Here is a 19,781-nt window from a genome sequence, read left to right as displayed (position 1 = left end):
CGCCGACCTGGGCGCGCAGTACACGCGGCCGTTGCTGCCGCGCCAGGCGTCGGAGCCGGACTCGCGGCCGCCGCCCGTCTCCTTCTCGCCGCCGAAGGCGCCGCCGATCTCGGCACCCGAGGTGCCGATGTTGACGTTGACGATGCCGCAGTCCGAGCCCTCGTCGGAGACGAAGATCTCCGCCTCCGCCTGGTCGCGGGTGAAGAGCGACGAGGACAGACCCTGCGGGACGTCGTTGTTGAGCGCGATGGCCTCGTCGAGGTCGTCGTAGGTCAGCACGTAGAGGAGCGGGGCGAACGTCTCGGCGCGGACGACGTCCGTCTGGGCGGGCATGCGCACGATGGCCGGCTGGACGTAGTACGCGTCCGGGGCCTCGTCCGCCAGTTCGCGGCCGCCGCCCGCGACGACCGTGCCGCCCTCGGCCGTGGCCTGCTTGACCGCCGCCGCCATCGCCTCGTACGCGATCCGGTTCACCAGCGGGCCCACCAGGGTCCCCGCGACCATCGGATTGCCGATGGGCAGTCGAGCGTACGCCTCGACCAGGCGCTCGGTGAGGTCGTCGGCGATGCTGCGGTGGGCGATGACGCGGCGCATCGTGGTGCAGCGCTGACCGGCCGTGCCCGCCGCGCTGAACACGATGCCGCGCAGGGCGAGGTCCAGATCCGCCGAGGGCGCGACGATGCCGGCGTTGTTGCCGCCCAGTTCCAGCAGCGAGCGGCCGAAGCGGTTCGCCACCCGGGGGCCGACGGCGCGGCCCATCCGGGTCGAGCCGGTGGCACTGACCAGCGCCACGTCCCGGTGGTCGACCAGGGCCTCACCCACCGCCGGGCCACCGACCACGACCTGGCTGACCTCGCGGGGCGCGCCCGCCTCCGTCAGCGCCCGGTCGAGCAGCGCGGCACTCGCCCACGCGGTCAGCGGCGTCTGCTCGGACGGCTTCCACACCACCGTGTCGCCGCAGACCAGCGCGATGGCGGTGTTCCATGCCCACACCGCCGCCGGGAAGTTGAAGGCGCTGATGACACCCACCACGCCCAGCGGGTGCCAGGTCTCCATCAGCCGGTGCCCGGGCCGCTCGGAGACGGCCGTACGACCGTAGAGCTGGCGGGAGAGACCGACCGCGAAGTCGCAGATGTCGATCATCTCCTGCACCTCGCCCAGCGCCTCGGAGGTGATCTTCCCGGCTTCCAGGCTGATCAGTTCGCCGAGGTCGGCCTTGTGCGCGGTGAGCAGTTCACCCAGGCGCTTGACCACGGCGCCGCGCGCCGGGGCGGGTACCTTGCGCCAGGCCAGGAACGCCTCCTGGGACCGGGCCACCACCTCGTCGAGGCCGGCGGGCTCGCTCCACGCGACGCCGCCCAGCGAACCGCCGTTGACCGGCGAGCGGTGCGGGGCGTCGCCGGCGACGGCGGCCACGTCGACACCGCAGCTGCGGGCGGCCTCCAGTGCCTGCGCGCCGAGGAGGTCGGGGCCGGGGATGTGGGTTCGGGTCATGGGTGGATCAGCTTCCTCACGGGTTGTGCCGGACAGGGTCTGGACCGTCTAGACGATGTTGAGTTCGCGCCGTATGTCCGCGTTCGTGAACCGGTCCGCGCTCAGCGCGCTGACGTCCACGAGGGGGGTCGCGCCGGTGTAGAGGTCGCGCAGCACCTCACCGACCGCGGGGCCCATGAGGAACCCGTGCCCGGAGAAGCCCGTCGCGTACAGGAAACCGGGCACCTGAGCCGAGCGCCCGATCAGCGCGTTGTGGTCGGGCGTCATCTCGTACAGGCCCGCCCAGCCGCTCGCGATGCCGACGTCACCGAGGGCGGGGACGCGCCGCTCCAGCACCTCGGCGAGGTCGGCGAGCCACTCCGGATCGCGGGTCTGGTCGAACCCCCAGGAGTCGACGGGGTCGGGCATGCCCATGAGCAGGCCCTTGCCCTCGTTGTGGAAGTAGAACGAGGTGGAGAAGTCGATGGTGAACGGGGTGTCGGAGGCCAGCCCCGGCACCGGTTCGGTGATCACGATCTGCCGGCGCAGCGGCTCCACCGGCAGCGTCACCCCCGCCCAGGCGCCGACCTCCTTGGCCCAGGCGCCGACGGTACAGATGACGCTGGCGGTGCGGATGGTGCCGTGCTCGGTGTGTACGGCGGTGATCTCCCCGCCCTCGACGTCGATCCCGGTGGCCGCGCACCCGGTGACGATCCGGGCGCCGGCGCGGCGGGCGGCGCCGGCGTAACCGAGCACCACCGACTCCGGGGTGCAGTGGCCGTCACGGGGCGAGTACAGCGCGCCGACCAGGCCCTCGGTGTCGATGAGCGGGGAGAGTCGCTTGGCCTCGGCGACGTCGATGACGCGGCTCGGCACGCCGAGGGCGTTCTGCAGCTCGGCGTTCCTGGCGAAGGTGTCCAGGTCCTTCTCGTCGTCGAGGAGGAAGAGGTAGCCGACCTGGTGGAGGTCGATCTCCTGCTCGAACTCGGTGCCGAAGCGCTCGAAGGTCTCCAGGCTGTGCAGGCCGAGCTTGATGTTGATCTCGTCGGAGAACAGCGCCCTGACCCCGCCGGCCGCCTTGCAGGTCGAGCCCTCGCCGAGAGCGCCGCGCTCCACGAGTACGACCCGTTCGACGCCCGCCGCCGCGAGATGGTAGGCGGCGCTGAGCCCCATGATGCCGCCGCCGATGATGACGACGTCGGCCGCGTCGGGCGGCACATGGCGTGCTGTCGTGGTCACGAGTTCCTCCGGTTCGTGCGGTGGGGTGTTGCGGTGGGTGTCCGGTCGGCTGCCGGGCCGCCCACCGGCGTCGGGGTGTGGCGGACGGCCGGTCGGGAGTGCCACCGGGGGCGGCGGCCCGGTTGCCTGCCGGTGCGGGGGCCGGGGTGAGTCTGAGCATCGCATGCCTGGTGGCAGGGGTGGCAGGGGTGGCAGGGCTGTGCGGCGGTCCAGCGAAGTGCGTCGGCCTGTCCGGTGTCGCCCCGGGGAGCGCCGAGGGGTGGTCCGGCCGTCCGTCGCGTCGGTGCCGCTGCGACATCGTGTGTCCTGCCCGTCATCGGTTCCGCCGCGATCACCGCGACTGATCTCTGGCGAGTCACACTGCCCGAATGATTAACTCTTCAGGAAGTGGCTCAAGACGCAGGAAGAATTACGCTGCGATAAGTGATGCTTGGGCTCGGCGTGATGGACTCGGCGGAGCGGTGAAAATGCTTGCGGGGCACAGGAAATAGCTCGGGAAGTCCCGCCCGGCGCCCCCGTTCCGCCTGTGTTTCGGCAGGTGAAGCACCGGTTAACCAAGCGTCGAACGGATAACGGGTGCCGGATTCACGCTCGATATACACGCGTATACGAGAGGGTCCGGTGAGAGCCGGAGGTTAGTGTTCCTTATGCTCAATCCCATCCATCTGCACACCCTGCAGGCGGTCCTGCGCACCGGCTCCTTCGCCGACGCGGCCCGTCAGCTCGGCTACACCGGCTCGGCCGTCTCCCAGCAGATGTCCGCGCTCGAACGGCAGGTGCGCGCCCCTCTCTTCGAACGGGGCGCGCACGGCGTCCGGCCGACACCGACGGCCGAGTTCATCGCCCGGCGCTCCCTGGAGGCGCTCGGCAGCCTGCGGGCCCTGGAGGACGATGTCGCGCTGCTGCTCGACGGCGTGGTGGGCCGGCTGCGGCTGGGCAGCTTCCCGACCGCGAGCGAACATCTGCTGCCCCGCGCGCTGTCGGCGTTCACCGCCGACCACCCGCAGGTCGACGTGCAGCTCGACGAGGGGGAGCCCGCCGAGCTGCTGCCGATGATGGAGAGCCACGAGCTGGACGTCGTGCTGGTCTACCACTACGGACTGGTCCCCCGGCGCTGGCCGAAGGGCCTGTGCGCGGAGCGGCTTCTCACCGAGGACCTGCTGCTGCTCACCCCGGCCGACCACCCCCTGATCGGCGACAGCGACGGCGACGGGCCGTCGATCGAGCTGCTGGCCAAGGAAACGTGGATCACCACCCGTCCCGGCACGTCAGCCGCCTCGATGCTGCGCAGGCTGTGCGCGGCGGCGGGCTTCGAGCCGCTGGTGGCGTACCGCAGCAACAACTACGCCGTACTACGGGGCCTGGTAGCCGCCGGTCTCGGCGTGGCCGTGGTACCGGCGCTGGGCTACGCGCCCGTCCCCGGGGTCACCTGCACCCCCCTCGCCCACCCGGACGCCTACCGCCAGGTGGTGGCCCTGCGCTCACCGGGCGCCACCGACGGGGTGTGGCACACCATGCTGACCGCACTGCGCACCTCCGCCCGCGAGGTCGCCGCCAACGGCATCGGCATCACGGCGACGTCGGCGCCGGCGTGACCTGCTGACCTGCGGGTCAGCTCTCCCTCGCCGGGCAAGTACCGTCCGCCCAGGTGCCGTCGTCCACGCAGCCCCCGCTCGCCGGGCGGACGCGACTCGCCCCGGGCAGCACCGCCACGCCGGATGCCGGTGCGCGCAAGGACTTCCGCCGCGTCCGCGCTGCGGTTCGGGGGCGTGGGCGCGGCGGACGTCGGCTTTGCCGGGCCCGGGGACCGACCCGACCCCGCTCATGAGCACTCCCTACGCGGGCGAGGCGGGCTGGGGCGAGGCGCCGAGTTCGGTGAGCGCTGTCGCCAGCGATGCCTCGCTCTCCGCCCGGTACAGCTCCTCGGGTACGTGGATCTCGCGGTCGACGGCTCCGGAGAGCCAGGCCAGGTCGCGTTCGGCGCCGCCCTCGTCGGTGTCCAGGTGGCCGGCGCCGCTGAGGTTGGAGGCGAAGATGCCGGCGGCCGAGCGGGGCAGGAAGTCCTCGTAGACGATGGGCTCCGCCTCCACCCAGCCGCCCGTGATCAGGTCGGCGGTGGACGCGGTGGCCGGCGGCGGGCCGGGCGGGCGGTCCTCGCGGACGCGGTACGTGAAGAACGCCAGCTCCCGCTCTGCGAGTTCGCGTTCCGTGCGCGGCATCCCCTCGCGCCACACCTCGGCGGCGACGTCCTGGCGGTCGTCGGCCGGCCGGGCGGCGCTCCGCTCGTCCACGGTGGCCACCAGCCGGTCGTACAGGTCACGGCCGGCCGGGGTGAGCGCGATGCCGCGCGCCTCGACCTCGCCGAAGCGCACCCGCAGTTCGCCGTCGCGGACGCTGCCGTCCGGCTCGCGGAAGCGGCGCGGCTCCGACAGGGCGCGGAACGACGTCTGGCGCAGCAGCACGTCCGGGCCCTCCCAGTGCGGCGGGCCCTGGATGCGGTCGATCATCGCGATGCCGCGGCTGCTCATGTCGGCGTACAGGTCGTCGATGTCCAGCACGCGCGGGGTGAGGTGGTTGATGTGGGTCGAGGTGACACCGCCGATGTCGGCGGCGACGTCGGAGACGCGCTCCAGTTCGCCGTACCAGGCCCGGTCCACCGGCTCCGGGGACAGCGCGAACGCAGCGGTGGCGAGGGTGAGGAAACGCTCGGCGTCGGTCTCCTTCAGGCCGCCCTCGGCCTCGGCGTGGTCGGCGAGGGTGAGGAGTTCGTCGCCGAAGAGGCGGCGGCCGCCGATGAACGTACGCAGCCTCTGTGCGAGGTCGGCGTCGAAGAACCGGCCGTCCTCGGGCACCAGCATCGAGGTGAAGACGCGGAAGGGGTTACGGGCCAGCTCGGCCCGGTCGGTCGGGCGGAAGGCGGTGGAGATCACCGGGATCGGCCGGGGGCGGGCGTCGCGCAGGTCGTAGAAGCCGGTGGGGCGCATGCCCAGCGCGCCGAAGATCCGTGCCACCTGGGCCAGTTCGGCGGGGCTGCCGACGCGGATGGCGCCGTGCCGCTCGGCGGTGACACGCTCGATGGTGCCCAGCCGCTGGGCGGCCTCGGGGTCACGGCGCATGACCCGCTGGTTCACCTCGTGCGAGACATCGACCAGCGTGGTGTACGCCGGTACCTCCGTCCCGTAGAGCGTGGACAGGCGCGCCGCGAAGCCGGCGCGCAGCTCGGTGGAATCGACGAACCGCATGGACTTCACCCTCCGAACCTTCCGGGGTTGTACTGACCGCGCAACCGCATCGCCTCACGCACCCGCTCCTGGGCGAGCAGCTGGGCGGCGTGGTGCGGCGGTACGTCGTGCCGGGCGCTCTCGGCCAGCACGGTCGCCGTGTTGGCGCGCATCTTGGCGGAGATCATGGGGAAGACGTCGGCGGGGTCGACGGTGAAGGGCGAGTAGCGGGCGTCCATGGAGTGCGCGGCGGCGACGATACCGCCCGCGTTGGCGATGAAGTCGGGCACCACGGCGATGCCGCGCTGGTGCAGCACATCGCGCGCGGCCGGGGTGGTGGGCAGGTTGGCGCCCTCGACGACGAGGCGTACGGAGGTCGTGCCGGCCAGGTCCTTGTCGATGACGTCCTCACGCGCGGCCGGAATGAGGATGTCGGCGTCGGCGGTGAGGACGGCGTCGGTGTCGACGGTACCGCCGTACTCCCGCACGCAGTCGTCGCCGTGGGTGGCGCGCAGCTCCGCCAGCCGGGGGACGTCCAGCCCGTCGGGGTCGAGCACGGCGCCCCGGGCGGTGGACGCGGCGACCACGACGGCCCCCAGCTCGGCCAGCCGGCGCGCGGTGGCCAGACCGACGGCGCCGAAGCCCTGGAGTGCGACGCGCGCGCCGGCGAGGGGCAGCCCGATGCTCTGCGCGGCGGCGTCGGCGGCCTCGGCGACGCCGTAGCCCGTGACCCCCAGCTCGTCGTAGGGCAGGCCGCCGAGAGCGCGCGGCAGACCGACGGCGGCGCCGCGGTCGCCCAGCTCGTCCACGAAGATCGCCGCGTCGGTCTCGGTGAGGCCCATGTCCAGGCCGAAGACGTACTCGCTGGGCACCTCGTTGGACAGGGCGCGGGCGAAGGCACGCAGGATGCGCTCCTTGTCCGGGGAGTTCGGGTCGCCGAGGATGCCCGCCTTCGCTCCGCCATGAAAGAGGTCGACCGCGGCCCACTTCCAGGTCATGGCCCGGGCCAGCCGCGCGACTTCCAGCACGCTCAGGCCGGCACTCATCCGCGTGCCGCCCTTGCCCATGCCACGGGCGGTGTTGTCGAGGACCAGGACTCCCCGCATCCCGGTCCGGCGGTCGGAGACGCAGACCACCTTCTCCGGGCCCCATTCGTCCATGAGGTCGAAAGTGTCGTTCGGCAAGGTTGCACGCTCCTCAGGCGTTTCGGCGAGGCCTTTCATGATTGCCGTGCCGCACCGGCCGGGACAGGGGATCCAGCACACGGTTGTCGCAGGTGACCATCAGCGATCCTTATGCCGCGCCGTCGCGTCCCGAACCGCCCAGGTCACCACGGGCGGCGCGACGCAGCAGCTGGGCCAGGTGGAGTCCGGTGCGGTCGCGCAGGTCGGCGGCCTGGGTACGGCAGGAGAAGCCGTCGGCCAGGAACACCGCGTCCGGGCCGGCCTCGTCCAGCGCGGGCAGCAGCTGCTGTTCGGCGACCGTCACCGACACCTCGTAGTGGCCACGTTCGACGCCGAAGTTCCCGGCGAGCCCGCAGCAGCCGCCGACCCGTCGCACCCGTGCGCCCGCGTCGGCGAGCAGCCGGGCCTCGGCGTCCCAGCCACCGACGGCGTGCTGGTGGCAGTGCGGCTGGGCGACCACCTCCACGCCGGTGAGGTCGGGCGGGGTCCAGTCGCCGTCCGAGGCGAGCAGTTCGGCGAGGGTGCGGGTCGCCGCGGCCACCCGGCGGGCGGCGTCCGTGCCGAGCAGTTCGACCGCGTCGTGCCGGAGCGCGGCGGTGCAGGAGGGTTCGATGCCCACGATGGGTATGCCCGCGCGGGCGGCCTCGTCCAGGGCGGCGACCGAGCGGGTGAGACGGCGGCGGGCCTCGTCCAGCTGACCGGTGGAGATCCAGGTCAGGCCGCAGCAGACCTCTTCGCCGGTGAGGGTGGGGCTGTAGCCGGCGTCGACGAGTACGGCGAGGATGTCTTCGGCGACGTCGGGGGCGAAGTGTTCGGTGAAGCTGTCGAGGAAGAGGATGACTGGACGGCCGTCCAGCGCTCTCGTTGAAGTGCCGTGAGGTGTCGTCGGTTGGCTGCGGCGCCGTTGTGGCTGGTCGCGCAGTTCCCCGCGCCCCTTTGGGGCGCTGCCGAACCGTAGCGGACTTCGCCCGACCTGCTCAGTGGTCGTCGTATCCGCAAGGTTCTTCCGGGCGGTGATACGGGCGAACGGCGGGACACCGCGGCGGGCGTCGACACCGGCGCCGAACAGCGCGAGCTGTCGCAGGCCCGGTGTGCGTAGGAGCAGGTTGATCAGGCGGGGTGCCCGGGAGGCGAGCTTGGCCCACATCGGGAGGCGGCCCAGGGTGTAGTGGGAGCGGGGCCGCGGGCGGCCACGGTACTTCTGGTGCAGGGCCTCGGCCTTGTACGCGGCCATGTCGATGCCGGTCGGGCAGTCGGAGGCGCAGCCCTTGCACCCGAGGCACAGGTCCAGCGCCTCGGCCACGGCGGGCGCGCTCCAGCCGCCGACCAGTTCGCCGTTGAGCATTTCCTGGAGCACATGGGCCCGGCCCCGGGTGGAGTCCTTCTCCTCGCGGGTCGCGGCGTACGAGGGGCACATCACCGTGCCAGGACCCTGTGCGACGGAGCGGCACTTGCCGACGCCGGTGCAGCGGTGCACGGCCGCGGAGAAGTCGCCGTCGTCGGCGGGGTAGAGCAGGGCGAGCGGCTGCGCGGGCGGCCGGGCCGTCGGCACACGCAGGTCCGCGTCGAGCGGGCGGGGGTCGACGAGCACCCCCGGGTTGAGGATGCCGTCCGGGTCGAACACCGACTTGACCTCGGCGAAGAGGTCGAGCACGCGCCGCGAGTACACACGCGGCAGCAGCTCGCTGCGGGCCCGGCCGTCGCCGTGCTCGCCGGACAGGGTGCCACCGTGCGCGGCGACCAGATCGGCGGCTTCGATGAGGAAACGCCGGAATGCGGCCGTGCCGTCGGGACGGTCGAACGGGAAGTCCAGCCGTACGTGGATGCAGCCCTCGCCGAAATGGCCGAACGGCATGGCGGTCAGGCCGTGTTCGGCCAGCAGGGTGTCGAAGGCCCGCAGATAGCCGCCGAGTTGGGCGGGCGGTACGGCGGCGTCCTCCCACCCCGCCCAGGCGGGACGCCCCGACGGTGCGCGGCCCACCAGCCCCCCGCCGTCCTCGCGGATCCGCCAGAGCGCGGCCTGCTCGGCGGGATCGGCGACGACGCGGTGCTCCAGCGCGTCGGCTCCGGCCGCCAACTTCGCGGCGCGGTCGAGGAGTTCGGCGCGTTCGTCCCCGGCGAGTTCGACGAACAGCCAGGCGGCGCCGCGCGGCAGATCAGGGACGGCGATGGCCCCCTTGCGCTCGCGGACCACGTCCACGATGCGCGAGTCGAGCCCTTCGCAGGCGATCGGCCGGTACGGCAGGACGAGGGCGGTGGCCTCACCGGCGGTGGCGATGTCGGGATAGCCGAGCGCCACCAGCACACGGTGGGCGGGGTCACGGACCAGCCGCACGGTCGCCTCGGTGACGATGCCGAGGGTGCCTTCACTGCCGACCAGCATGCGGGTGAGGTCGAAGCCGTTCTCGGGGAGGAGCTGGTGCAGGGGATAGCCGGATATCTGCCGGTGGAAACGGCCGAGTTCGGTGCGGATCGGCTCCAGGGAGCGGGCGACGAGCGCCTTGAGTTCGCGCTGCTGGGTGGGGCAGCCGTCGGCGGTGTACGGGGTCTCCAGACGGCTGGTACGCAGCACTTCGCCGGTGCCGGTGACCAGGGTGAGGGCCTCGGTGTTCTCCGTGGTGCGGCCGTAGCCGAGGGCCCGCGAACCGCAGGCGTCGTTGCCGATCATTCCGCCGATGGTGCAGCGGGTGTGGGTGGAGGGGTCGGGGCCGAAACGCAGCCCGTACGGGGCGGCGGCGCGCTGCAACGACGCGTGCACCACGCCGGGTTGGACACGGGCCGTACGGGCCTCGGGGTCGACGGCGAGGACCGCGTCGAGATGGCGGGAGAAGTCCAGCACGAGTCCGGGGCCGATGGCGTTGCCCGCGACGGAGGTGCCGGCGCCACGGGCGGTGACGCCGAGCCCGAGGAGGCGGGAGGCACGGACTGCGGCGGCGACCTCGGCGGCGTCGCGGGGGAAGGCGACGGCGGCGGGGAGCACACGGTAGAGGGAGGCGTCGGAGGAGTAGGCGGCGCGGGTGGTGTCGTCGACGCGGACGTCGTGGAGCCCGGCACGCAACAGGCGGCGACGCAGTGCGGCGCCGGTGGGATGGGAGGGCATCGAGAGCCACGATTGAGTCACACGTAACATGTTACCTGTGACCGATCGCCGGTGTCTGCTCCCGTACGATGGCGCCATGCCCGACGCCCTGCGCACCGAGGAACGGATCGGCACCCGCCGTACGCTCACCGAAGAGGTCATGGAGAAGGTGCAGCAGATGGTGCGCCGCGGCGAACTGCGCGCGGACGAGCTGTACTCCGTGTACCAACTGGCCGAGGCGCTGGGCATCTCCCGCTCACCGGTACGCGACGGACTGCTGAAGCTGGAGGCCGCCGGGCTGGTCGCCTTCGAACGCAACCGGGGCTTCCGTGTCACCGTGCCCTCCGCCCGGCAGATCGTCGAGATCTTCGCCATCCGCATCGCCCTGGAACCACCGGCCGCGGCCCGGGTCGCCGCCCGCCGTGACCCGGAGGTGACGGCGCGGCTCCGGGAGACGATGACCGCCATGGAGAAGGCGGCGGCCGCATCGGACGAACCCGCCTTCTGGGCCCACGACCAGGCCTTCCACGACACGATCCTCACCGCGGCGGGCAACAGCCAGGCCGCCGCCGTGGTCCGCGACCTCCGCGAGCGGACCCGCCTCATCGGCCCCGGCACCACCAAGGCGGCCCGCTCCCTGCCCGCCGTCGCCGCGGAACACCGCCCGGTGCTCGACGCGATCGCGGCAGGCGACGGGAAGACGGCCCACGACGACATGCGGGCCCACCTGGAAGCCACGGGCAGACTCCTGTCGGCCCAGACGGAGGGCGTCCCGCCGGCAGACGCGGCCATCGAGGCCCTCTGGACAGAGATCATCGGATGACAGTGACGATGACGCTGACGGCGGGGGCTCGACGGCGTTGAGGCAGAAGCAGAAAAAGAGTTGGCTTCCCTCCAGGACTCGGGGCTAGGGTTTCTGTTGTTCCGCCGGCGGCCGATCGGCCGCCGACATCGGCTGAGCAGGACGCTGAACAGGACCAGGAGGTGTGACCCGATGGCTGTCTTTGAGATGGGCGCTGCCCGCATCCAGAAGTGCATCAAGTCCACCTCCGTGGCCACCGGCTGACCTCCACTTTCCTTCGCGCCCGAGTGCGCGCGCCGGGGCCACCCTTGTGAAGGGTCTCCCTTGACTTCCCTTTCCTCACACGCGCTCGCCCCGTACGGCTGGGACGACGCATGGGCAGCCGAATTCGCCCCGTACGCCGCCGAAGGGCTGCTCGTCGGCCGCGTGATCCGCGTCGACCGCGGCCAGTGCGACGTCGCCACCGCCGGCGGTGTGCTGCGCGCCGACACCGCGTTCGTCACGCCCACCGATCCGATGCGGGTCATCTGCACGGGCGACTGGGCCGTGGTCGAACCGGCCGGCGACCCGCGTTACGTCCGTACGTATCTGCCGCGCCGGAGCGCGTTCGTACGGTCCACCTCCTCCAAGCGGTCCGAGGGCCAGATCCTCGCGGCCAACGTCGACCACGCGATCGTCGCCGTGTCGCTGGCCGTCGAACTCGACCTCGGCCGTGTCGAACGGTTCCTGGCGCTGGCCTGGGAATCGGGCGCGCAGCCGGTCGTGGTCCTCACCAAGGCCGACCTGGTACCGGACGCGACGACGCTCTCCTACCTCGTCCAGGACGTGGAGGCCACCGCCCCCGGGGTGCCGGTGCTCACCGTCAGCTCCACCAACGGGGACGGCGTCGACGTCCTCGCGGCGGTCGTCTCCGACGGTACGGCCGTGCTGCTCGGGCAGTCCGGTGCGGGCAAGTCGACGCTCGCGAACGCGCTGCTCGGCGTGGACGTCATGGAGGTCCAGGCCACCCGTGACGCCGACGGCAAGGGCCGGCACACCACAACCACCCGCAACCTGCTCGCCCTGCCCGGCGGGGGCGTCCTCATCGACACACCGGGGCTGCGTGGCGTCGGCCTCTGGGACGCCGGTACCGGTGTCGGGCAGGTCTTCGCCGAGATCGAGGAACTGGCCGTCGACTGCCGCTTCCAGGACTGCGCCCACACGGCGGAGCCGGGGTGCGCGGTGCTGGACGCGGTCGACTCCGGCGTGCTGGCTCACCGGCGCCTGGACAGCTACCGCAAGCTGCTGCGGGAGAACCAGTACATCGTCGCCAAGACCGATGCGCGGTTGCGGGCGGAGATCCGCAAGGACTGGAAGAAGAAGGGGGCGGAGGGGAGGGCGGCGATGGAGGCGAAGCGGGGGCGCCAGCGGTAGCCGCCGCCGGGCGCGCGGGGGCTTTCTTCGCCCCCGCCGCCCCTACCCGTCCCATCCTCGGGGGCTCCGCCCCCGAACCCCCTTGTCCTCAAACGCCGGACGGGCTGGGTGGTGCCGGCCGGTGCTTGATCTTTTAGCCCGTCCGGCGTTTGAGGACAGGGCCCGTTCAGGGCCGGAGCGGGGGTTCGGGGGCGCAGCCCCCGAGGATGGGTATGGGTAGGGGCGGCGGGGGCGAAGAATCGGGGTGGTCAGCGGCGGCGGCGGTGCAGGGCGATGGCCGCTGCTGTGCCGCCCGCTACTGCGCCTACCCCGGCCGCGGCCGGGATTCCTACCTTTGCTGCCTTGCGGCCCGTGCGGTAGTCCCGTAGGCGCCAGTCCAGTTGGCGGGCGTGTTTGCGGAGTTTGGCGTCCGGGTTGATCGCGTAGGGGTGGCCCACCAGGGACAGCATCGGGATGTCGTTGTGGGAGTCGCTGTACGCCGCGCAGCGGGAAAGGTCCAGGCCTTCCGCCGTCGACAGGGCTCGTACCGCTTCCGCCTTCGCCGGGCCGTGCAGGGGTTCTCCCACCAGCTTGCCCGTGTATACGCCGTCCACCGACTCCGCGACCGTGCCCAGCGCGCCCGTCAGGCCCAGGCGGCGGGCGATCACTGTCGCGATTTCGACCGGGGCTGCCGTTACCAGCCAGACCTTTTGGCCTGCGTCCAGGTGCGCTTGCGCCAAGGCGCGAGTGCCTGGCCAGATGCGTTCGGCCATGTACTCGTCGTAGATCTCCTCGCCGATCGACATCAGTTCGGCGACCCTGTGGCCCTTGACGATCGAGAGAGCTGAGTCCCGTGCGTCTTGCATGTGCTCCGGGTCTTCTACGCCGGCCAGTCTGAACCACGCCTGCTGCCAGGCGAATCGGTAGAGGTCTCGGGTCTCGAAGAACTTCCGCTTGTAGAGGCCCCGGCCGAAGTGGAAGATCGCGGCGCCCTGCATGACCGTGTTGTCGAGGTCGAAGAACGCGGCGGCCCTGTCGTCACCGAGGACCGGGAACGCCGGCTCCTCCTCGGTGCCCGGCGGGGCCGGGGCAGGGGTGAGTTCCTCCAGCTCCTGGGAGGATTTGCGCGCTGCCTCCGCCGAGGCCTCGCCTGCCAACACGCTCCGCGCGGTGGCGGAGCGCCTACGGGGAGTGAGCCATCCGAGAGCGGCCATGACGTGAGCATAGCCAGTCTGTTCGGTGCTTCCGGAGTCGAGAGGTTTGGAGGCTGTGAACTCTCCGCGACCGCGCAGTTAAACAAGCGGGACAATGGGTTCATGAGTCCCCTCTTTCGGCGCAGTGGGTCCCCCGCTTCCCCTGAGTCCCAGCAGCCTCGGCTCGTCACTCTCATCCGGAAGCCCGGTTGTCATTTGTGTGATGACGCACAGGGAGTTGTCGAGAAGGTGTGTGCCGATCTTGGGGTGTCCTGGGAGCAGAAGGACATCACTCAGGACGAGGAACTCCACCGTCAGTACTGGGAACAGATCCCCGTCGTGCTCATCGACGGGGCCCAGCACACGTTCTGGCGCGTCAACGAAGAACGTCTTCGCAAAGCCCTCACATAGATTCCCGGTCGATTACCGAGTGGTCGAGTTCTGACCAAGTACTGACTGAGCAGTCCAGGTGGTCCGGAAAGTCGCTTAGGATCGAGGGCGGTTCAGATCTCGGGGGCGGGATTCATGAGGAGTGTGTGCGGTTTTGCCCCCGAACGGTGCCTGTGACGGCGAGGGACGACGGTGCTTGTGCGCCGGTTCCATACGCGTGCGCCGGGGGTGCGTGACCCCGGTCACGTTGGCCGGGCAAATCGGACACCATCTTTGTGCACGCGTTCACAAAGACATAGCCTGCATTCGACGGGGCGGTCTAGGTACGTGTGACCGCCTGCAGCCCCGCGCTACCCGCAGGAGCACCGTGGCAACTGGCCGAACTCACCGACCGGCGACCCGCAGCCGAGGGATTCCCGAGGCCACCGTCGCCAGGCTTCCGCTGTATCTGCGTGCCCTGACCGGGCTGTCGGAGCGCTCGGTACCCACGGTCTCCTCCGAGGAACTGGCCGCCGCCGCGGGCGTGAACTCCGCGAAGCTGCGCAAGGACTTCTCCTACCTCGGCTCCTATGGGACGCGTGGTGTGGGGTACGACGTCGAGTATCTCGTCTATCAGATCTCGCGTGAGCTGGGGCTGACCCAGGACTGGCCGGTAGTGATCGTCGGTATCGGTAATCTCGGCGCCGCCCTCGCGAACTACGGCGGCTTCGCCTCCCGTGGATTCCGGGTGGCCGCCCTGATCGACGCCGATCCCGCGATGGCGGGAAAGCCCGTGGCGGGTATTCCGGTGCAGCACTCGGATGATCTGGAAAGGATCATCGCGGACAACGGCGTGTCCATTGGCGTTATCGCCACCCCCGCCGGTGCCGCTCAGCCCGTGTGCGATCGGCTCGTCGCCGCCGGAGTCACGTCCATTCTGAACTTCGCGCCCACCGTGCTGACCGTTCCGGACGGTGTCGACGTACGCAAGGTCGATCTCTCCATCGAGCTGCAGATCCTGGCTTTCCATGAGCAGCGCAAGGCCGGCGAGGAAGCCGATGCCCTCGCCGCCGCTGCCGCCGACTCCGCTCCGGCGGTCGTCGCGGCCAAGGGCCAGGCCGGCAGTGACGGCGACAGTGGTGGCAGTGGCGGAAGCCGTCGTGGCAAAGGGACTGACGGGGACGTTCCCGCCGTGATGCCGGCATGAGTCTTCTCGTCGTCGGGCTGAGTCACCGCAGCGCTCCCGTGAGTGTTCTGGAGCGGGCCGCGCTGTCCCAGGACGCGCAGATCAAGTTGCTTCAGGACACCGTCGCCGCCGAGCCGGCCACCGAGGCCGCGGTGCTCGCCACCTGCAACCGCATCGAGCTGTACGCGGACGTGGACAAGTTCCACGCGGGTGTCGCCGAGCTGTCCACGCTGCTCGCCCAGCACAGCGGGGTGGGACTTGATGAACTCACTCCGTACCTGTACGTGCACTACGAGGACCGGGCCGTCCACCACCTGTTCTCCGTCGCCTGTGGGCTCGACTCCATGGTCGTCGGCGAGGGGCAGGTCATCGGCCAGATCAAGGACTCGCTCGCTCTCGCGCAGGAACTGCACTCCGCCGGGCGGCTGCTGAACGACCTGTTCCAGCAGGGCCTGCGCGTCGGCAAGCGCGCCCACTCCGAGACCGGGATCGACCGCGCCGGACAGTCCCTGGTCACCTTCGGGCTCCAGCAGCTGGCCGGTGGGCGGGGCGCCGGGGTCTCGGTGGAGTCCTGGGCCGTGGGCAAGAAAGCCCTGGTCATCGGGGCCGGATCCATGTCCTCGCTGGCCGCCGCCACGCTCGCGCGGCTCGGCGTCGCCGAGATCGTCGTCGCCAACCGGACTTCAGAGCGTGCTGACCGGCTCGCCGAGATCATCAACGACAACAGCGGTGGGTACGAGGGCGGCGCCGCGTCCGTGTCCGCCCGCGCGGTTCCGATGGAGTCGGTGCCGTTCGAGCTGACACGTGCCGATATAGCCGTTTCCTGTACCGGCGCGACAGGGGTCGTCCTCGGCGCCGAGACCATCGCGGCGGCCGTCGAGGGCCGGGTGCCGGCGGACGACGAGGCCGGACCGTCCCCTCGTACGACCATGACGAGTGACGTACGGACGGCGCTGCCGCCCACCAGCATCGGCACCGACGACGGGTGCCCGCTCGATCTGTCCGCCGCGCAGGCCGGGCAGGCAGTGCAGGAGTCGGCCGGGTTCTCGGTGATGGGTGAGGCCGCCGTCGCCGGGATGGACGCGGCGACGCTGGAGCAGCACGCGGCCTGGGTGGACAACGGGACCGTCGACCGGCGGGACGCGGCCCGTCGTACGCCGGACGACGACCGTGAACTGATCGCCGCGCTTGCCCGTACCGCAGCCACCCTCGGGCGGATTCCCGAGCGGCGGCGGCCCGAGGTGGTTGTCGGTGCTCCGCGGCCCGCTCCTGTGCTTTCCCTCCTCGACCTCGCCATGCCCCGGGACATCGACGCGGCCGTGCACCGGCTGGCCGGGGTGCGCCTGGTGGACATCGAGTCGCTGGCCGAGGCCTCCGCGGACGCTCCGATGGCGGCCGACGTGGACCAGGTCCGGCGGATCGTCGCCGACGAGGTCGCGGCCTTCGGCGCCGCCCAGCGGGCCGCGCACATCACACCCACCGTCGTCGCGCTGCGCGCCATGGCCGCCGATGTCGTCGCCGGTGAGATCGCCCGGCTCGACGGGCGGCTGCCCGGGCTCGACGAGAAGCACCGGGCCGAGATCACCCAGACCGTGAAGCGTGTGGTCGACAAACTGCTGCACGCGCCGACCGTACGGGTCAAGCAGCTCGCGGCCGAGCCCGGCGGCGCCGGGTACGCGGACGCGCTGCGCACCCTGTTCGACCTCGACCAGGAGACGGTCGCCTCCGTGTCCCGGGCCGACGAAAACACCGAGACAGACGCCGAGAACCGAGGGCGAGCATGAGTGAGCCAGTACAAGGGGCGCTGAGACTGGGGACCAGGCGAAGTCAACTCGCCCTGGCCCAGTCCGGGCAGGTCGCGGACGCCGTGCACCGGCTGACCGGACGCCCCGTCGAGCTCGTCGAGATCACGACGTACGGCGACGTGTCCCGCGAGGACCTCGCCCAGATCGGCGGCACGGGCGTCTTCGTGACCGCTTTGCGGGACGCGCTGCTGCGGGGTGAGGTCGACTTCGCGGTGCACTCGCTGAAGGACCTGCCGACCGCACAGCCCGACGGCCTCGTGCTGGCCGCCGTACCGGAGCGCGAGGATCCGCGTGACGTACTGGTGGCGCGCGACGACCTCAAGTTCACCGACCTGCCGCGCGGCGCGCGGATCGGGACAGGCTCGACCCGGCGTACCGCCCAGCTGAACGCGTACGCGCGTGCCCATGGGCTGAGCGTCGAGGTCGTACCGGTCCGGGGGAACGTCGACACCCGGATCGGGTTCGTGAGAAGTGGTGAGCTGGATGCCGTCGTCCTGGCCGCGGCCGGGCTCAACCGCATCGGGCGCGCCGACGAAGTGACCGACTTCCTGTCGGTCGACATGGTTCTGCCTGCCCCTGGCCAAGGGGCCCTGGCGATCGAGTGCAGAGCGGGGAACACCTCCCACGACTCCGACCTGATCGCGGCACTCGGCGAACTCGACGACCCGTACACTCGGGCCGCCGTGACCGCCGAACGGTCACTGCTCGCCGCCCTGGAGGCCGGTTGCAGCGCCCCTGTGGGCGCGCTGGCCGACCTGCTGGCCGACGGGCAGATTGTCAAGGAGATGCGCCTGCGCGGCGTCGTCGGCACGACCGACGGCTCGACGCTGGTGCAGCTGTCCACCACCGGTCCCGTGCCCGAGACGTACGACCAAGCAATGGCGCTCGGCCGTGAACTCGCAGCCGAGATGCTTGCCAAGGGCGCGGCCGGTCTGATGGGGGAGCGAGCACAGTGAGCCCCACCACCCTTCCCGCCGGTCCGGACCATGGGCACGTCACCTTTCTCGGTGCCGGACCCGGGGATCCGGGACTACTGACCCTGCGCGCCGTCGAGGCGCTGGCGAACGCGGACGTACTGGTCGCCGAGCACGAGGTGCTCGACGTCGTACGCGCGCACACCAGACAAGGCGTCGCCGTACTCAACACCGAATTGGACACGCCTATTGGCAGCACGTATCCAGGCACAGGCACGCCTCAACTAGCGGTTGTTGACGGCGCGTCAACGACCGCTGGTGTACCCGCTGTGCGGGATGCCGCACATCTTGTCATGGAGGCCGCACGGGGCGGCAGGCGGGTCGTACGTGCGGTGTCCGGGGATCCCGGGCTCGACGCGTACGCCGCCGAGGAGATGCTGGCCTGCGCCCGCGCGGGCGTTCCGTTCGAGGTGGTCCCGGGTGTCGCGGCGGCCGTCGGCGTGCCCGCGTACGCGGGTGTTCCGCTGCGGGACGCGCAGGGCGCGGACGTCCGGTTCGTGGACGCGCGGACCGCTTCCGACCGGTGCTGGACCGAGGTCGGGGCGTCCGACGGGACCGTTGTCGTCTCGACGACTCTGGACTCGGTTGCTGCGGCGGCCGGTGAGCTGGTCGCTGCCGGGCGTAAGCCCGATACGCCGTTGACTGTGACGATCGCCGGTACGACGACTCGGCAGCGCACCTGGTCCGCGACGCTCGGGACCATTGCCCAGACGTTCAAGCAGGGCAAGGTGCTGCCGTCCCCGGACGGGGGCCGGCCGGTGATAGCCGTGGTCGGCGAGCGGTCCGCCGCTGCTCAGCGTGAGCAGCTGTCGTGGTTCGAGAACAAGCCGCTGTTCGGGTGGCGGGTTCTGGTGCCGCGTACGAAGGAGCAGTCGGCGACGCTCTCCGACCAGTTGCGGTCGTACGGCGCTGTGCCGCACGAGGTGCCGACCATCGCTGTCGAGCCGCCTCGGACGCCTCAGCAGATGGAGCGGGCCGTCAAGGGGCTCGTGACGGGGCGGTACGAGTGGATCGCTTTCACTTCGGTGAACGCGGTCAAGGCTGTTCGGGAGAAGTTCGAGGAGTACGGGCTTGATGCTCGTGCTTTTGCCGGGATCAAGGTTGCTGCGGTGGGGGAACAGACCGCCAAGGCGTTGGTTGCTTTTGGTGTGAAGCCTGATCTTGTGCCCAGTGGGGAGCAGTCTGCTGCTGGGTTGCTGGACGACTGGCCTCCCTATGACCCGGTTTTCGATCCGATCGACCGTGTTTTTCTGCCTCGGGCCGATATCGCCACCGAGACGTTGGTGGCGGGGCTGATCGAGCTGGGGTGGGAGGTTGATGACGTCACCGCCTATCGGACGGTGCGGGCTTCGCCGCCGCCGCAGGAGACTCGGGAGGCGATCAAGGGGGGTGGCTTCGATGCCGTTCTCTTCACGTCTTCGTCGACTGTGCGGAATCTGGTGGGTATCGCGGGCAAGCCTCATAACGTGACGGTGATCGCGTGTATTGGGCCTGCCACGGCTAAGACCGCCGAGGAGCATGGGCTGCGGGTGGATGTGATGGCTCCGGAGCCGTCCGTGCACAAGTTGGCTGAGGCGTTGGCTGACTTCGGGTTGCGTCGGCGGGCTGCTGCGGTTGATGCGGGGGATCCTGTTACTCGGCCGAGTGAGCGGCGGCCGGGGGCGCGTCGGCGTCGTACTACGCAGTGAGCTGAGTTGAGCTGAGCTGGTTGGGGTGGGGCGGTGGGGGCGGTAGTTTTTCGCCCCCGCCGCCCTTACCCGTTCCCATCCCTGGGGGCTGCGCCCCCAGACCCCCCTTTCGGCCTGAACGGCCTCGTCCTCAAGCGCCGGACGGGCTGGAATGGCCGGGCCGGTGCTGAAGTGCG

At 71.1% G+C, this 19,781-nt stretch carries 14 protein-coding genes; 8 read left to right on the top strand and 6 right to left on the bottom strand.

Translation table 11 applies throughout. The features are described from left to right. Positions 1 to 1,494: L-piperidine-6-carboxylate dehydrogenase (amaB, locus tag ACWCRB_RS41860; RefSeq protein WP_451001079.1), on the bottom strand; the 1,494-nt coding region annotated here is incomplete at its 3' end. A 48-nt stretch (positions 1,495 to 1,542) separates the two neighbouring features. Continuing rightward, positions 1,543 to 2,712: an NAD(P)/FAD-dependent oxidoreductase gene (locus ACWCRB_RS41855; protein WP_451001078.1), complete on the bottom strand. Its 1,170-nt coding sequence runs from the start codon at positions 2,710 to 2,712 to the stop codon at positions 1,543 to 1,545. Between the two features lie 647 nt (positions 2,713 to 3,359). Between ACWCRB_RS41855 and ACWCRB_RS41850 the strand changes: the two genes are divergently transcribed. Further along, positions 3,360 to 4,307 carry a LysR family transcriptional regulator gene (locus tag ACWCRB_RS41850; protein WP_451001077.1) on the top strand — a complete coding sequence of 316 codons (948 nt, stop codon included), beginning with the start codon at positions 3,360 to 3,362 and terminating at the stop codon, positions 4,305 to 4,307. A gap of 240 nt (positions 4,308 to 4,547) precedes the next feature. Here the strand turns inward: ACWCRB_RS41850 and hglS are convergent, their stop codons facing one another. The 3 genes from hglS to ACWCRB_RS41835 form a co-directional block, all read right to left on the bottom strand. Next, entirely contained in the window at positions 4,548 to 5,954 is a 1,407-nt protein-coding gene (hglS, locus tag ACWCRB_RS41845; protein WP_451001076.1) for a 2-oxoadipate dioxygenase/decarboxylase, read from the bottom strand. A gap of 5 nt (positions 5,955 to 5,959) precedes the next feature. Beyond that, positions 5,960 to 7,117, bottom strand: a complete 1,158-nt coding sequence (locus ACWCRB_RS41840; RefSeq protein ID WP_451001075.1) for a Glu/Leu/Phe/Val family dehydrogenase — start codon at positions 7,115 to 7,117, stop codon at positions 5,960 to 5,962. A 109-nt stretch (positions 7,118 to 7,226) separates the two neighbouring features. Then, on the bottom strand, positions 7,227 to 10,238 hold the full coding sequence (locus tag ACWCRB_RS41835) for an FAD-binding and (Fe-S)-binding domain-containing protein (protein ID WP_451001074.1): 3,012 nt from the start codon (positions 10,236 to 10,238) through the stop codon (positions 7,227 to 7,229). Positions 10,239 to 10,293: 55 nt separating this feature from the next. On the opposite strand from ACWCRB_RS41835, the gene ACWCRB_RS41830 reads away from it, so the two are divergent. Together ACWCRB_RS41830 and rsgA are read left to right on the top strand one after the other, a co-directional pair. After that, complete coding sequence (locus ACWCRB_RS41830) at positions 10,294 to 11,019, top strand: GntR family transcriptional regulator (RefSeq protein ID WP_451001073.1); 726 nt, start codon at positions 10,294 to 10,296, stop codon at positions 11,017 to 11,019. A 303-nt stretch (positions 11,020 to 11,322) separates the two neighbouring features. After that, positions 11,323 to 12,411 carry a ribosome small subunit-dependent GTPase A gene (gene rsgA, locus ACWCRB_RS41825; RefSeq protein ID WP_451001072.1) on the top strand — a complete coding sequence of 363 codons (1,089 nt, stop codon included), beginning with the start codon at positions 11,323 to 11,325 and terminating at the stop codon, positions 12,409 to 12,411. 248 nt (positions 12,412 to 12,659) lie between these two features. Here rsgA and ACWCRB_RS41820 read toward each other — a convergent pair whose 3' ends face one another. Beyond that, positions 12,660 to 13,604 (bottom strand): HAD family hydrolase, encoded by a 945-nt coding sequence (locus ACWCRB_RS41820; RefSeq protein ID WP_235475845.1) that lies wholly within the window; start codon positions 13,602 to 13,604, stop codon positions 12,660 to 12,662. Between the two features lie 102 nt (positions 13,605 to 13,706). Between ACWCRB_RS41820 and ACWCRB_RS41815 the strand changes: the two genes are divergently transcribed. The 5 genes from ACWCRB_RS41815 (at position 13,707) to ACWCRB_RS41795 (ending at position 19,605) form a co-directional block, all read left to right on the top strand. After that, positions 13,707 to 13,994, top strand: coding sequence for a glutaredoxin family protein (locus tag ACWCRB_RS41815; RefSeq protein WP_451001071.1), 288 nt, complete (start codon positions 13,707 to 13,709; stop codon positions 13,992 to 13,994). Between the two features lie 346 nt (positions 13,995 to 14,340). Further along, positions 14,341 to 15,159: a redox-sensing transcriptional repressor Rex gene (locus ACWCRB_RS41810; RefSeq protein WP_451001070.1), complete on the top strand. Its 819-nt coding sequence runs from the start codon at positions 14,341 to 14,343 to the stop codon at positions 15,157 to 15,159. Continuing rightward, complete coding sequence (locus ACWCRB_RS41805) at positions 15,156 to 16,922, top strand: glutamyl-tRNA reductase (protein WP_451001069.1); 1,767 nt, start codon at positions 15,156 to 15,158, stop codon at positions 16,920 to 16,922. The genes ACWCRB_RS41810 and ACWCRB_RS41805 overlap by 4 nt, the downstream gene beginning before the upstream one ends. Then, positions 16,919 to 17,899, top strand: coding sequence for a hydroxymethylbilane synthase (gene hemC, locus ACWCRB_RS41800; protein WP_451001068.1), 981 nt, complete (start codon positions 16,919 to 16,921; stop codon positions 17,897 to 17,899). The genes ACWCRB_RS41805 and hemC overlap by 4 nt, the downstream gene beginning before the upstream one ends. Further along, positions 17,896 to 19,605, top strand: a complete 1,710-nt coding sequence (locus ACWCRB_RS41795) for a uroporphyrinogen-III synthase (RefSeq protein WP_451001067.1) — start codon at positions 17,896 to 17,898, stop codon at positions 19,603 to 19,605. The genes hemC and ACWCRB_RS41795 overlap by 4 nt, the downstream gene beginning before the upstream one ends. Positions 19,606 to 19,781: the final 176 nt, after the last annotated feature.

It is taken from the genome of Streptomyces sp. NPDC002156 (genome assembly GCF_053593675.1).
The sequence above is the reverse complement of the archived record's forward strand: the minus strand, read 5'-3'. Positions and strand labels throughout refer to the sequence as shown.

Coding starts and splice junctions, on each gene's coding strand:
- hemC (WP_451001068.1), top strand. CDS start 16,919: ATGAGTGAGCCAGTACAAGGGGCGCTGAGACTGGGGACCAGGCGAAGT.
- ACWCRB_RS41820 (WP_235475845.1), bottom strand. CDS start 13,604: ATGGCCGCTCTCGGATGGCTCACTCCCCGTAGGCGCTCCGCCACCGCG.
- ACWCRB_RS41815 (WP_451001071.1), top strand. CDS start 13,707: ATGAGTCCCCTCTTTCGGCGCAGTGGGTCCCCCGCTTCCCCTGAGTCC.
- ACWCRB_RS41850 (WP_451001077.1), top strand. CDS start 3,360: ATGCTCAATCCCATCCATCTGCACACCCTGCAGGCGGTCCTGCGCACC.
- ACWCRB_RS41805 (WP_451001069.1), top strand. CDS start 15,156: ATGAGTCTTCTCGTCGTCGGGCTGAGTCACCGCAGCGCTCCCGTGAGT.
- hglS (WP_451001076.1), bottom strand. CDS start 5,954: ATGCGGTTCGTCGATTCCACCGAGCTGCGCGCCGGCTTCGCGGCGCGC.
- ACWCRB_RS41830 (WP_451001073.1), top strand. CDS start 10,294: ATGCCCGACGCCCTGCGCACCGAGGAACGGATCGGCACCCGCCGTACG.